Raw genomic sequence first — 14,046 nt, forward strand, 5'->3', positions numbered from 1 at the left:
AGCGGTGCATTTGGTTGCGCTGGGCGCAAACCCGCTTCCTTCCGCGATCTATCCCGGGCAGCGAAATAGGCCGACTAGGGACCAAATCCTGGAACTGGAGAGCATTGTGACCGAAATAACATCGATTCCCGTTGGAAAATATTTCACCAGCCGCGAGGGGCACCGTCTTCATTATCATGAGGCAGGAACCCCCGTCGCAGGCAAGCCCAGCGTGCTGATGCTCCACGGCAGCGGTCCGGGGGCGAGCGGCTACACGAATTTCAAGGGCAATTTCCCGGTCTTTGCGGATCATGGCTATCATGTCATCGTGCCCGACTATCTTGGCTATGGGCTGTCGTCGAAGCCGGCCGATTTCCAATATAAGGTCGATGCGCAAGTCGAGCTGCTGCGCGAACTGGTCTCGCATACCGGTGCGCAGACGCTGGCGATCGTCGGCAATTCGCTGGGCGGCTGGTTCGCTATTCACCACGCCATCCACTATCCGGCCGAGGTTGCGAAGCTGATCGTCATGGCGCCGGGCGGGCTCGAATCGCCCGAAAAATTTGTCCCCGAGATGGAAGGGCTGCGCGAACTCTTCCGTATCCCGACCGAGCGCGACTTCAGCATCGCGTCGATGCGGAACCTGTTCAATCTCTTCATGAACGAACGGGCCGACATCTCCGACACGGTCCTGTCCGAACGCCTCGAGATCGCGCGGCAGCAGCCGGTTGAAGTCTATACGACGATGGGCGGGACCGTCACCACGCCGCGCCTGGGCGAACTTGTAGCGCCGATGCTGGCGCTGTGGGGCTATCGCGACAAGTTCATTCCCTATCGCCACGCACAGATATTGCTCGACCATGTGCCCGACGTGCACCTCATCACCTCGAACCGCGCGGGCCACTGGTTCATGATCGAGGAACCGGAACTCTTCAACCAGGCCTGCCTCAAATTTCTGGACCGCTAGGCGCCAGCTCGCGCGGGGTCAGATGAAACCGGGCGGCGCAGGGCCGCCGAGGAGAAGCTGCCCCGCCTGTTCGTAAACGGCGGGCGACAGGAAGGCGTGCTGGCCCACCACCAGAGCATCGCGCAAATGCCGCGACACATTTTTGCGCGCGGCGGCATCATCGGGGTCGGTGGCCGCAAGCGCGGCGTGGCACGCCGCGATCGCAGCCTCGGCCGCGCTCTTTGCGGCCATGCGCAGCAGTCCTTGATCCCGCGCCGGAACCGGCTGGCCGCTTTGCACATGTGCCCAGACATGCTCGGTCTGACGGTAGATCAGCGCGCGCGCCGCGAGCAGTCTCGCGGTCGCTGCCGCGAGCGATGCCGCGCTGCGTTCGCTTGCCGGTGCCGCGCCCGCTTCGTTCAGCGCTCCCAGTGCGCAACCGACGCCGACGATCGCATGGTTGAGGGCCGAGAAGGGAATGACGGGAAAATGATAAATGGGCTCGGTCCGTGTTGTCCCACCGCCGCGCACGAAGGACCAGTCCGCCTCGATCGCGACATCCGTCAACACCAGGTCGTAGCTGCCGGTGCCGGCAAGCCCGAGGACTTTCCAGTCCGCGATCAACTGCGCTTGGGCACGCGGGAAAATGATCACGCGCGGCTTGGCCGACTGGCCTTCGTCATCGATGACGATCCCCGCGCCAAGCCAGTCCGCCCCCGAGCATCCGCTCGCGAATTTCCAGCGCCCGCTGAGGATGAGCTTGTCGCCTTGCCGTCGCACCGGCTGGACCGGGAACAGGCCGGCCGCAAAGGCGACGTCGGGGCCATCGGCATAAAATTGTTCGAACCGGTGCGGCGGCAGGCCGGCGAGATAGACGACGGCGCCGGCAAAGCTGGCGACCCAGCCGACCGAGCCGTCGGCCGCCGATAGGCTTTCGACCAGCCGCAGAAAGTCGGCTGGACTGCGCTCGTCGCCCCCTAGCGCGCGCGGGGCGAGCGCGCGATAGAGGCCGAGATCCTTCATCGACGCCGCAATATCGTCGGGCAGGCGGCAAAGCGCCTCAATTTCGTCCCGGCGCATGCGGAGCGTCGCAAGAAATGCCTCAAGCGCCCCGGTCCCGGTCTCCTGCCAGACCTTGACATGTGCATCGATGATTGCGGCGAGCATCATATTCTCTCTTCCAACAAGCCCGCACCAAGAAAAGACGATCGGAGGCCGGCCTGCATCGCAATGAGGGAAGCCATTGTTTCAGTACCGCAAGCAAATGCACGGGGTGTGACGGCGCTTTGGGCTGATCCGGGACAGCAGGGCTGCCGAGATGATTGCGCTCTGCGTCCATATCTTGCCGCATGACGATAGGACGCCGGGATTTTCCTGCCTAGCCAGAGCGGAAGCAGGCCGGGAGCAGGACATGAGTGCGACGATGGAAAATGTTGCGGCGGCAGACCGCCAATGGCCCAATGCGGGCGGCACGGCGGTGCCCTACAGCGTGTTCACCGATCAGGCGGTGTTCGACCGCGAACAGGAGCGGATCTTTCGTGGCCGTACCTGGTCCTTCCTCGGCCTCAGCGCCGAAATTCCCGAAGCGGGGGATTTCAAATCAACCTACATCGGCGATACGCCCGTCGTTCTCGTGCGCGAAAAGAACGGGCAAGCCGCGGCCTGGGTGAACCGCTGCATCCATCGCGGCGCGAAAGTGTGTCGGCACAATCGCGGCAAGGTGCGAAACTTCACCTGCGTCTATCACCAGTGGCAATATGGCCTGGACGGTAAACTGCTCGGCGTTCCCTTCCGCAAGGGGCTAAAAGGCATGAGCGGAATGCCCGACGGCTTTGACATGGGGGAGCACCGCCTGCCGCCGATCCGGGTCGAAAACCATGGCGCGCTGATCTTCGGCACCTTTCGCGACGATACGCCGCCGCTGGCAGAATATCTCGGTCCCGACATGCTGCCGTGGCTCGACCGCGTGTTCCACAAGCCCGTCATATTCCTCGGCACGCTGCGCCAGCGGATGAAATCCAACTGGAAGCTCTATTTCGAGAATGTGAAAGACCCCTATCACGGGCACCTTCTCCACCTCTTCCACAACAGCTTCAACATCGGTCGGCCGAACATGGACGTGGCGAGCGCGCTCGATGAGCGCACCGGTCTGCATTCGGCGATCGTCGCGGTCAAAACCGAAAAGAGCGATGATACGTCGATCTATCAGGAAAACCGGGTCACGACATTCCGCGACGATGCCAAATTGCAGGATCCCGAAGTCATCCGGATGCGCGAGGAATTCGAGCTTCCGGTGACCAACCAGATCCAGTCGATCTTTCCGTCGCTGGTCGTGCAGCAGATTCACAACTCGCTGGCGGCCCGCCAGATCATCCCCAAGTCGCCGGGCGAGTTCGAACTCGTCTTCCACCTCTTCGGCTACGAGGATGACGATGAGGAATTGCGCGACATGCGATTGCTCCAGGCCAATCTGATCGGGCCAGCGGGCTATATTTCGATGGAGGATGGCGAGGCGACGGAACTTGTCCAAGCCGCCGTTTCGCCAGTGGGGACCGATGCCTCCTCGATGATGTTGATGGGCGAGGGCGCGCCCGAAGGCCACAAGTCGCTGATCACCGAAGAGTTGCTGCGGGCTTTCTGGCGCGGTTATCGCGGCATCATGGAGGATTGACAGTGTCGCTTGCACCGCGCCTTCACGATCGCCTCCTGGTCGAGGAATTTCACGCCGACTATGTCGCCTGTCTCAACGAGCTGCGCCTAGAAGAATGGCCCGACTTCTTTGTCGAGAATGGTCAATATGGGCTGTGGGCCCGCGAAAACTGGGACGCGGGCCTACCCGCACCGATGTTTCTGTGCCGCAACCGGCGGCAGATGAAGGACCGGGTCACGGCCTATCGCGAAGCCAATATCTATCCCGATCACTGGAACCGCCATTTGATCAGCGCGACGCGAATCGTCGAATCTTCGGAAGACGCCATTGTCGCGGCGAGCAACTATGCGGTGCTCCAGACTCGGCAGGACGGCGAAAGTTTCGTTTATCAAGCTGGTCGCTGCTACGATCGCTTTCAGCGCGAGATCGACCGGTTGCTGCTGCGCGAACGCACGATCGTCTATGACACGCTGGCCGTCCGAACGCTCTTCGTGCTGCCTGTCTAGGTGGTTCCAACGTCGGGTCGCAAGGCGATCCGCGGTTCATTGAAAGACCTGAAGAGTTGGCCCAGTTGCTTCTCCACAATATGCGCATATTCGACGGTCGTTCCGAGGAACTGATCGAGGGGCAGGCGCTGCTGATCGAGGATGAGGTCATCCGCGACATCGGCGATATAGGCTCGATGCCGCAGAATGCCGACCGGATGGACCTGCAGGGACAGACGCTCCTGCCCGGGTTCATCGACGCGCATTTTCACGCTTATGGTTTCGAACTTGACCTGGGCGCGATCGACCGCGTCTCGCCCGTGCGCCGCGGGCTTCATGCAAAGCGTATTTTGGAAGCAGCGCTGCGGCGTGGTTTCACGACGGTTCGCGACGCCGCGGGCGGCGATATCGACCTCGCATTGGCATTGAAATCGGGGCTGATCGACGGCCCCCGGTTTTTCTACCCCGGGCTGGCGCTCAGTCAGACCGGCGGTCATGGCGATTTTCGTTCGCCCGAACATCATGAGGCCTGCACCTGTCATCGAAGCAGCGCGCTGGCCATGCTGGTTGACGGCGCGGACGAGATGCGCCGGGCGGTGCGCGACCAGCTTCGCAAGGGTGCCAGCCAGATCAAATTGTTCGTCTCCGGCGGTGTCCTCTCGCCCGTCGACCCGATCTGGATGAACCAGTTCAACGACGAGGAGATCCGCGTAGCGGTCGAGGAGGCGGCCTCGAAAAGAGCCTATGTCATGGCGCATTGTCACACTAACGAGGCTGCGCTGCGTTGCATCCGGGCTGGCGTGCGGTCGATCGAACATGCGACGTTGATGGAAGCGGACGGCGTGCGCGCGCTTGTCGAGCATGACGCCTTTGCCGTGCCGACCTTCGCGATCGGCGAAGGAATGCGTATCCATGCCGAAGCGGCAGGTATGCCCGCTGTGATGATCGCCAAGGCCCGCGAACTCGGCGATGCCGCATATGCCTCGCTCGACCTGCTCCGCCAGGCCAAGGCGAGGATCGGGTTCGGGACCGATGTGCTTGGGCCGGTCATGGCGATGCAGTCCCATGAATTCACCCTGCGCACGCGCGTCTGCACGCCGTTGGAAGTCCTGAGGCAAGCTACCTCGGTCAACGCCGCGCTGCTTCGGATGGACGGGCGGCTGGGCACGGTCGCGCCGGGCGCGTTCGCCGATCTGGTCGCAGTGCATGGCAACCCCCTCAAAGATATTTCGGTGCTCGAACAGCATGACCGCATGGGACTGATCGTTCGCGACGGAAAAATCGTCAGCTATCGCCCGCACTAGCCATCTTGTGCAGGCCCTCTTCGACCGATGCATATTTCATCAAGCGGGTTCGCCAGGCGGATAGTCAGCAGTCGCCGCCGCGACTATCGATGATGCCATGACAAAGAATGGAGAGGCATCGCTCCCGCCATCGGCCGACACGGTCGGCGCAGCCTTGGCGCGTGCGGCGCGAAAATATCGCGATCGGCCGGCGCTTTTTTTCGAAACCCGGACATGGACGTTCGACGAGCTCGACCGGGGCGCCAGCAATGTCGGCCGGGCACTCCTCGCCGCCGGCCTCCGCCCGGGCGACCGCGTCGCCGCCTTTGGCCGCAATTCCGACGCCTATCTGCTTGCCTGGCTTGGCTGCTGCCGCGCGGGTCTCGTGCATGTGCCGGTCAATTTCGGCCTGTCGGGGGACGAACTATCCTATATCATCGAACAGGCCGGTGCCCGCGCGGCGCTCTGCGATGCTGCAGGGATGGATGCCCTCGCGCAGCTCTCCGCCGCGGCCGGGCTCGACCTGATCGGCAGCTTTACCGGAGGGAGCAGCTTCGACATTCTGGCGGCGGCGCGCGACGGAGTGGGGATGCCTCCGCAGGTGTCGATCGATGGCGGCGACCTCGCGCAGATTCAATATACCTCCGGCACGACGTCGGCGCCCAAGGGTGCGATGATGATCAACCGGGCGGTGCTCGCCGAATATGCGTCCTGCATTCACGACCTCGATTATGACGAGAGCGACCGCTGCCTCGCGGCGCTTCCGCTGTATCACACGGCGCAGATGCATGCTTTCACCATGCCCCAGCTGATCGCCGGGGCGACAACTTGGCTGATCGATGCGCCGGCGCCGGGGGTCGTGCTGCGCATGATCGAGGAGCACCGTATCACGTCCTTCTTCGCGCCGCCGACGGTCTGGATCAGCCTCTTGCGCGATCCGGCGTTCGAGCGGCACGATCTCGGCTCGCTCACCAAGCTCTATTATGGGGCGTCGATCATGCCCGGCCCGGTGCTCGCCGAGATACGCGAACGACTGCCCAATGCGGGTCCCTATAATGTCTATGGCCAAAGCGAGATCGGACCGGTCGCGACCGTGCTGACGCCCGCAGAACATCGCGACCGCCCGACCTCGGCCGGGCGGCCCGTGCTGCACGTCGAAACCCGCATCGTCGATGCCGACATGCGCGACGTCGCGGCTGGAGAGCGCGGCGAGATCGTCCATCGTTCGCCGCAATTGCTCATAGGCTATTGGGAAAAGCCCGAAGAGACCGAAGCCGTATTCCAGGGCGGCTGGTTTCATTCGGGCGATGTGGGCGTGATGGACGATGCGGGGTATATCTATATCGTCGACCGTGTGCGCGACGTGATCAACACGGGCGGCGTTCTCGTCGCGGGACGCGAGGTCGAGGATGCGCTGTTCACCCATCCCGCCGTGCAGGAAGTGGCCGTTATCGGTCTGCCTGACCCCAAGTGGATCGAAGCGGTGACGGCGGTTGTGGTGCTACGCGCGGGCATGGAGGTCGATCCGGGCACCCTGATCGATCATGCTCGCGGGGGGCTCGCGGCCCATAAGGTGCCAAAGCGGGTCCTGTTCGTCGACGAGCTTCCCCGCAATGCATCGGGCAAGGTCTTGAAGCGCGAACTGCGCGCGCAATTCACCGCGGATTCGGACGCGCAATGCAGCCCTGACGAAAAGGCTGCGCCCGCAAGCTAGCGCCGGCAGGGGGGGCCGCATAGGCTGGCCCCCGTCAGCGGATTGGAGAGCTTGTGGAAATTGCAGTCATTGGTGGTGGTCATGGAGCCTATGCCGCCGCAGCCGACCTGTCCGAGGCAGGTCACGATATCCGATTGTGGCGCCGCGATGCGGCAGCGCTGGGGCCGCTGCTCGAGACGCGCGCACTTCAGCTCAAGGACGGTCGCGGCGATCGATCGATCGGCCTGCAGCTGGTCACGACCGATCTTGGCGAAGCGGTGCGCGGCGCCCGGGTGGTGTTGGTCCCGCTGCCTGCGACCGCGCACGAAAATCTGGCCGTGCACCTCGCGCCGCTGCTCGAAGACGGCCAGATCTTGCTGCTCACGCCCGGCTGTCTTGGCAGCCTGATTTTTGCGCGCGCGCTTCGCGATGCAGGAAACGACGCGAATATCATTATCGCCGAAACCCCCACCTTGCCCTGGCTGGCGCGCAAGCATGGACCAGCGACCGTCTCCATCACGACGCGGACGACCATCCTCCCGACCGGCGTGTTCCCGGCGAGCGCGACCGAGGCCGCCATGCCGGTGATCCGGCAGGTTCTGCCCGAGGCGGTGCCCGCCCAGGATGTCCTCGATGTCGCGCTGCTAAACGGCGGGCCGATGATCCATCCTCCGCTGATCCTGATGAATGCGGGCCCAATCGAGCATTGCGATCGCTGGGATATTCACAAGGAAGGAACGCAGCCTTCCACGCGCGCCGTGCAGGATGCGCTTGATGCCGAGCGGATCGCTGCCAGGGAAGCGCTGGGGTATGAAGAACCACATTGGCGGCTGGCCGATCATTATGGCGTCGGCGGCAAGACGTCGATGTACGGCGATCTGGCGCATGATCGTCTGACGGCGAGCGGCGACTGGTCGGAGAAACTCGACCTGCAGGATCATCGTTATATGCGCGAGGATATCCAGCTCGGACTGGTTCTGATCGCATCGCTTGGCGCGGCCGCGGGGGTCGCCATGCCGGTCGCAGATGGTCTGCTCGCGCTCGCCGGGGCAGTCGTGGGCGAGGATATACGGGCACAGGGCCGCACGACGGACAGGCTGGGCATCGGCGCTCTTGGCGCCGCCGATTTGCGGTCGCTTGTCCGCGAGGGATATCGCCGGTGACGCTGCCGCAGATCGCAGTGGTCGGCCCGGGCCGCATCAACCGCGGAATTGCGCAGGCCTTTCTATGGGCGGGCCATCCCGTCGCGGTGGTCGATTTAAAGCCGCGCACCGGCGATGAGGCTGTGCGCGTCGAGGCGGTGGTGCGCGACGAAATCTCCCAGGGGTTCGGAGTGCTGGCGCGCCTCGGGCGGATTGGGGATGCGGATGCCCAGGCGGCCACGGCCCGACTGACCTTTTGTGGCGCAGGCGATGCTGAGGGGGCCCTTGCCGTCTCGTCGCTGATTATCGAGGGCGTCCCCGAAAATCTGGTCGCCAAGGAAGAGGTGCTGCGAACGATCGCCAAACTGGCCCCCGACGCGATTATCGCGTCGGCCACCTCGACGATCATGGCCGATGATCTTGCAGCCTTCGTCGATCGGCCCGAACGCTTTCTCAATGCGCATTTCCTCAACCCGGCCTGGTTGATTCCGCTCGTAGAGGTCAGTCCGGGATCGAGAACATCTCCCGCGACGCTCGAACGCACTGAAGCGCTGCTTCGCGGGGCCGGCAAGACGCCGGTCCGCTGCGCAGCTTCGCCAGGCTTCATCGTCCCGCGGGTCCAGATGTTGGCGGGGGGCGAAGCCATCCGGCTGTTGCAGGAAGGCGTGGCGAGCGCCGCGGATATCGATCAGGCGCTGCGAATAGGTTTTGCGCTTCGTTTTGCCATTCTGGGCTTTCTGGAATTTTCTGACTGGGGCGGGCTCGATATTGCACAAGCCGCGGGGGACTATCTGGCCGATCATCTTCACGGCGAACATTATCGCGCGCCGCCGATCGTCGCCGAAAAGCTCGCGCGGGGCGAAACGGGCATGTACGCGGGCCGCGGCTTTTTCGAATATGAGAACCGCGATCTCACCGCCTATCGGCAGGGCGTGATGGAACGCCTTCTCGATCTCGTTGACCATATGGGCTTGTTCCCGAAGGCAAATTGCGCGCAAGGGCCAACCGCTTGAGCGGCAACTGGGCCAGTTTCGCACGCGAAAGCAAAGCGGGCGGATGGCGGGCGCTGATATGCGCCGCAGTCGGTTACGGCCTCGGCGTCAGCGTTCTGCCCTACTACACGCTCGGAGCATTTGTTCGTCCGCTCGAAGCAAGTTTCGGATGGTCGCGCGCGGAAGTTCAGGGTTGCATGGTCTCCGTCATCGCCGGTACCTTGCTCGCGGCTTCGATATGGGGCTGGCTCACCGATCGATATGGTGTGCGCAAGGTGGGGATTGTTTCCCAAATCGGGCTGGCGGCGACCTTGCTGCTGCTTGGGCTGAACCCCGGCCACCTCTGGTACTGGTATGGCGGCTGGTTCGTCATGACGGTGCTTGGGCTTGGCACCAGCCCGGTCACCTGGACGCGCAGCGTCGTGACCTGGTTTAACGAGGGGCGGGGCTTCGCGCTTGCGATCGCGCTTTGCGGTAGCGGGGTATCGTCGGTCATCATGCCGACCGCGGCGGCGTTCGCCATCGAACATATCGGTTGGCGGCTGGCCTATGCGATGCTCGCAGGATCGGTCCTCCTGATCGCGCTGCCTGTCACGATCTGGGTGCTCCCGCGCGATGACCCAAGCGAGCGCACCGCATCTTCCACGCGAACCGAAATTCTCGAAGGCCTGACCGTTGTCGAGGCAATGAAAGGCGTGCGTTTCTGGATGCTCACCCTTTCGCTGATGATGGTCGGCTTTGCGGTTTCGGGCCTGATCCCGAACATCGTGCCGATGATGATCGGGCGGGGGATTGAGGCGACCACCGCCGCCACGCTCATGGGCGTTCTCGGCATGTCGATCATCGCGGGGCGGCTGGTAACCGGCGCCGCGCTCGATCGCTTCTGGGCGCCGCTGGTCGCCCTCGTCCTTCTTCCCTTGCCCGCCATGGCCTGTCTGGTTCTCGAAACAGGGATCAGCGACTATCTGGCTGCTGCGGCCTGCATCGCCCTGATCGGGATCGCGACCGGCGCCGAGTTCGATCTCGCGCCCTATATGGTGACCCGCTATTTCGGGACGCGGAGCTATAGCCAGATATATGCCCTGCAATGGATCGCTTTTACCGTGGCGGCGGGAGCCGCGCCGTTGCTATACGGCTATCTCTACGATCTGTCCGGCAGCTATTCGGTTCCGCTTTATGTGAGCGCCGCGCTTTTCCTGCTGGCGCCATTCGTTTTGTTGGGATTGGGGCGCTACCCTGTGTTCGGTCGTGTCGGCGCTGCCGAGACTCCGCTCAGCCCCGCCGCAGCGTGACCGACGGCGGCTCGCCAAAACGGGCCTTATATTCACTCGAAAAGCGGCTGAGGTGGAAGAAGCCCACCGCTGTCGCAACGTCGGTGACCGACGTACCGGTGCGCGCCGCGCTGCGCAGGGCCTCGCGCGCGACATCGAGGCGCAGCTTCTTGAGATAGGCCATGGGTGTCGTATCGCGCCACCGGCGGAAACCGTAGAATAACGACCGCGTGCTGACGCCTGTCACCCGCGCGAGATCTTCGATCGTAACATCTTCGCGCAAACGCTCGCGCAGATATTCCTCCGCCTTGCGCACATAATAGGGGGCGACCATCGATGTCGCACGCCGCAGAAGTTCGGAATAATTGTTCGGGAAACATTGCAGCGCGGCGAGATGGACGAGCCGTTCAAACTGCCGTCCAAGGCGCCATGTTCCAAAAACGCTTGCGCCGTCGGCATCGCGACGGAGCAGGTCGACCAGCGCGGAAACGGGGCGCGACGCCTCGGCGCTCACCGCGATGGAGGCAAAGCGGATCGGATCATTGATCTCGATATCGAGTTCTTCGGACAAAGTCTGTTCAAGCGCGTTGCGATCCATGCGGATCATGACCTGTTCGCAAAGGCCATTCCACAAGACCTTGAGCGCCCCGAACGGATTGACGACCGATGCTTCGCCTTCGCTGACGACGGTGACTTCGTCGCCCATGGTCAGTTCGCAGCGGCCCGAAAGGATGAGTTTCAGATAATAATAATCGAACTCGTCGGGCTGATCGACGCGAAATTCCCGGTCGCAGCGGAGCTGGACAAAATCGACCTGGCTGCTTCCCATCTTGACGCTGCGATGGGCGAGCTCGACGTCGGACGCGCCCATCGCGATCCGCAAACGGAAACCCTTCATCGTTTCGTCGAAATAGTCGCGGCAACGATCATAGCTCACGATGGAATGAACGGACTCTCCATCGTCCCAATGGTCGCGGCTGATCTCCTCAAAGCCATCCATGGCAGACAATATGGGCGTCCCGGCGGGGAGAGTCACGCCTTCAATCTTTTCTGTCAGTGCCGGCATCAGTGCGCCCGCCGCATCGTTGCGGACGGGCTTTCGCCGAACCGCTGCTTATAGTCCCGCGAGAAGCGGCTGAGATGATCGTAGCCGATGTTCATCGCGATATGCGTCACCCGCTCGCCATGGCTCTGGGCGTTTCGCAGTTCGTCATGGGCAACGGTGAGGCGCAGATTGCGAAGAAAGCTCATGGGGGTCGTTCCGCGCCATCGCCGGAAACCATAATAGAGCGATCGGGAACTCACGCCCGAGACGGCGACCAGATCCTCGATCCCGATCGGTTCGCGCAGGTTGGAGCGGATATAATCTTCGGCGCGCCGCACATAATAAGGCGCCACCGCCGACTTCGGAGCAAGCAGCTCTGCGCTGTAATTGTGCGTCAGATAGCCCAGGCACGCCATGAGCAGGCTGCGTTCAAGCGATTGCGCCAGCCGCCACTGCTCGACTTGATCCAGAAGGCTGACGTCCTGCCAGATGGAAAGGACGAGCGAGCGAAGGGCCAGGCCGGCGCGGCTGTCCTGGACCCGGTTTTCGAACCGGATCGGGGCGCGGCAGTCGCGCTCGAGTTCCGAGGAAAGCACTTGGGTCAGCGCCTGCCGGTCGACGCGAATCATCAATTGCCGGCAACCGCCGATCCACTTTTTCCGCGCATCCTCGCCCGAGTTGAGCGCGAAGGCCTGGCCCGGCTCGGCATAACCTTTGAAAGTCCCGATTTCGATTTCGCAAACTCCGCTGATGGGAAGCTGGAAATAATAATGGGAGGCCTCGCCGGTCTTTTCGGTGCGAAACTCCTGTCCGCAGGTCAGTTCGACCAGATCGAGCTGCACATGATCGAGCGACAGGCCCCAGTGCCGGAGCGTCACGGGGGAGGTTTTGCGGGTCGGGCAAAGCATGTGCCGGCTCGTCTCGCTTACATAGTGCATGCCCTCGGCCAGGTCCGACGTCTCGAACGTCGTGCGACCTTGGAGAAGCGCAATATTGTCTTGAGCTTGCATTTGCATTTGCAGTGATCCCAGTTTGTTTCGGACGGCGTTCCCCGGTGCGTCGCTTTTTTTGCATGATGACGCGGGCGGCGGGAAAGCCATTCTCCCGGGCCGCACCGATTTGACGCAGGCCGCAGTTGAATCCTGCTCTTGCGACGAGAATCGCGCGATTGAAGCCAAAATGCAACATTCTGCGGCTTGGCAGGGTTTGCCGGAACATCTCGGTTCCGGAAAGGTCGCCGCACGCCATTGGCGATGCTGGCACTCACCGGACAGCCCTTGCACGGGGCGGGTAGTGGCCTTCTTTCAGCCTGACCTAAAAGCTTTCCTGCAGCGCCTGCGACAATGCGCCGCGCATCCAGATTTCGCAAAAAGCCAAGGGTTATAGCGCAGTGAAAAGAACAGACAGGATTCAGCCCGGACCGCGAGTTGAGCTTGATACATTGCTCGGCATCATTCGCGAACGGCGCGGCGATATCGAGGCGCAGCGACGGGTGCCGCGCGACCTCGTGCAGGGGCTGCGCGATGCCGGCATCTATCGCGCCGCGGTGCCCAAGAGCCTCGGCGGAGACGGCGCCCCCCTGGGCGATGTATTCCGCCTGATCGAGCGCATTTCCGAGGCCGATGCCTCGGTCGGATGGGTCGCGAGTTTTGCGCCGCAGGGCGCCAATTATTTCGGCGCGCTGCCTGCTCACCGCCTCAAGGAAATCTATGCGAATGGGCCCGACGTTGTCGGAGCGGGCGGTCTTTTCCCCCTTCAGCCGGCGGAGCGGGTGAACGGACGCCTCCGCGTCAACGGCCGCTGGAAATTCGGCAGCGGGTCGACCGGAGCCGACTGGATCTCCGTCGGGATCGTCATTCCCGGTGACGACGGCAAGGGACCGCCGCCGCCGCGGCTTATCGTCCTGCCGGCGGAGAAGGTCGAGATCGTCGAAAACTGGGAGGTCGTTGGCCTCAACGGCACGGGCAGTCACGACCTCGTCGTGAAAGATGTTGTCGTGGACGAGGATTGGTCGTTCATCCGCGGCGGGCCGGTCTTGCTCGACGAACCCATTTGTCACTTCCCGGCGATGTCGCTCGCGGCACTATCTTTCGCGGTTGTAGGGCTGGGCGCCGCGCGCGCGTCGCTCAATGCGATCTGCGAGCTAGCGGCGGGCAAGATGTCGATCACCGGGGCGCCGCGTTTGGGAGATCGTGTCTACGCCCAGACGGGAATCGCAAAAGCCGAGGTTCAGCTTCAGGCGGCGCGCGCGTTCCTTTATGATCAGGTCGATCTCGCCTGGAGCCGCGTCGCGGCAGGGGATCAGGTCGATATCGAAGCCCGCGCGATGCTCCGTCTCGCCGCCAATCACGCCTCGCGAGCTGCGGTCGACGTCACCGAAACCTGTTTCTCGCTCGCCGGAACCACGGCGATTTTCCTCGACAATCCGATGCAGCGTTTCCTGCGCGATGCGCTGGTGGTCAATCAGCACGCCTTCCTGGGCGACGGGCATTTCGAAAGCGCCGGCCGGGTCCTGCTCGGAATGCAGCCCGCACCAGGTTTTCCCTGATTTTCCCGATTT

At 63.0% G+C, this 14,046-nt stretch carries 12 protein-coding genes; 9 read left to right on the forward strand and 3 right to left on the reverse strand.

What is annotated here, in order from left to right:
- The first annotated feature begins 106 nt into the window (after nucleotides 1-106).
- Nucleotides 107-946, forward strand: a complete 840-nt coding sequence (locus V6M50_RS04905) for an alpha/beta fold hydrolase (RefSeq protein ID WP_332817431.1) — start codon at nucleotides 107-109, stop codon at nucleotides 944-946.
- Between the two features lie 18 nt (nucleotides 947-964).
- Here the strand turns inward: V6M50_RS04905 and V6M50_RS04910 are convergent, their stop codons facing one another.
- Complete coding sequence (locus tag V6M50_RS04910; protein ID WP_332817432.1) at nucleotides 965-2,095, reverse strand: flavin-dependent monooxygenase; 1,131 nt, start codon at nucleotides 2,093-2,095, stop codon at nucleotides 965-967.
- A gap of 241 nt (nucleotides 2,096-2,336) precedes the next feature.
- Between V6M50_RS04910 and V6M50_RS04915 the strand changes: the two genes are divergently transcribed.
- The 7 genes from V6M50_RS04915 to V6M50_RS04945 all read left to right on the forward strand — a co-directional run bounded on the left by V6M50_RS04915 (nucleotide 2,337) and on the right by V6M50_RS04945 (nucleotide 10,462).
- Nucleotides 2,337-3,596: an aromatic ring-hydroxylating oxygenase subunit alpha gene (locus tag V6M50_RS04915; protein ID WP_332817433.1), complete on the forward strand. Its 1,260-nt coding sequence runs from the start codon at nucleotides 2,337-2,339 to the stop codon at nucleotides 3,594-3,596.
- A gap of 2 nt (nucleotides 3,597-3,598) precedes the next feature.
- On the forward strand, nucleotides 3,599-4,081 hold the full coding sequence (locus V6M50_RS04920) for an aromatic-ring-hydroxylating dioxygenase subunit beta (RefSeq protein ID WP_332817434.1): 483 nt from the start codon (nucleotides 3,599-3,601) through the stop codon (nucleotides 4,079-4,081).
- 56 nt (nucleotides 4,082-4,137) lie between these two features.
- The gene (locus V6M50_RS04925) at nucleotides 4,138-5,364 is read left to right on the forward strand and encodes an amidohydrolase family protein (RefSeq protein ID WP_332817435.1); all 1,227 of its coding nucleotides are present in this window, start codon (nucleotides 4,138-4,140) and stop codon (nucleotides 5,362-5,364) included.
- Between the two features lie 97 nt (nucleotides 5,365-5,461).
- A complete protein-coding gene (locus V6M50_RS04930) occupies nucleotides 5,462-7,057 on the forward strand; it encodes a fatty acyl-CoA synthetase (protein WP_332817436.1) in 1,596 nt (531 codons plus the stop codon).
- 53 nt (nucleotides 7,058-7,110) lie between these two features.
- Entirely contained in the window at nucleotides 7,111-8,199 is a 1,089-nt protein-coding gene (locus V6M50_RS04935; protein WP_332817437.1) for an NAD/NADP octopine/nopaline dehydrogenase family protein, read from the forward strand.
- Nucleotides 8,196-9,191: a 3-hydroxyacyl-CoA dehydrogenase NAD-binding domain-containing protein gene (locus V6M50_RS04940; RefSeq protein WP_332817438.1), complete on the forward strand. Its 996-nt coding sequence runs from the start codon at nucleotides 8,196-8,198 to the stop codon at nucleotides 9,189-9,191. The genes V6M50_RS04935 and V6M50_RS04940 overlap by 4 nt, the downstream gene beginning before the upstream one ends.
- Nucleotides 9,188-10,462, forward strand: coding sequence for an MFS transporter (locus V6M50_RS04945; RefSeq protein ID WP_332817439.1), 1,275 nt, complete (start codon nucleotides 9,188-9,190; stop codon nucleotides 10,460-10,462). Before V6M50_RS04940 ends, V6M50_RS04945 begins: the two co-directional genes overlap by 4 nt.
- Here V6M50_RS04945 and V6M50_RS04950 read toward each other — a convergent pair.
- Nucleotides 10,443-11,378 (reverse strand): AraC family transcriptional regulator, encoded by a 936-nt coding sequence (locus V6M50_RS04950; RefSeq protein ID WP_332817440.1) that lies wholly within the window; start codon nucleotides 11,376-11,378, stop codon nucleotides 10,443-10,445. The genes V6M50_RS04945 and V6M50_RS04950 overlap by 20 nt on opposite strands.
- A 128-nt stretch (nucleotides 11,379-11,506) precedes the next feature.
- The gene (locus V6M50_RS04955; protein ID WP_332817441.1) at nucleotides 11,507-12,769 is read right to left on the reverse strand and encodes an AraC family transcriptional regulator; all 1,263 of its coding nucleotides are present in this window, start codon (nucleotides 12,767-12,769) and stop codon (nucleotides 11,507-11,509) included.
- A 158-nt stretch (nucleotides 12,770-12,927) separates the two neighbouring features.
- Here V6M50_RS04955 and V6M50_RS04960 point away from each other — a divergent pair, with 158 nt between their 5' ends.
- Nucleotides 12,928-14,034, forward strand: a complete 1,107-nt coding sequence (locus V6M50_RS04960) for an acyl-CoA dehydrogenase family protein (protein ID WP_332817442.1) — start codon at nucleotides 12,928-12,930, stop codon at nucleotides 14,032-14,034.
- Nucleotides 14,035-14,046 lie beyond the last annotated feature (12 nt).

Origin of the sequence: Sphingopyxis sp. (assembly GCF_036675685.1) — a bacterium.
In the GTDB taxonomy this organism is placed as follows: domain Bacteria; phylum Pseudomonadota; class Alphaproteobacteria; order Sphingomonadales; family Sphingomonadaceae; genus Sphingopyxis.

What these genes read in the sequence shown, in the direction of transcription:
- V6M50_RS04910 (WP_332817432.1), bottom strand. Translation starts at nt 2,095, where the DNA reads ATGATGCTCGCCGCAATCATCGATGCACATGTCAAGGTCTGGCAGGAG.
- V6M50_RS04930 (WP_332817436.1), top strand. Translation starts at nt 5,462, where the DNA reads ATGACAAAGAATGGAGAGGCATCGCTCCCGCCATCGGCCGACACGGTC.
- V6M50_RS04915 (WP_332817433.1), top strand. Translation starts at nt 2,337, where the DNA reads ATGAGTGCGACGATGGAAAATGTTGCGGCGGCAGACCGCCAATGGCCC.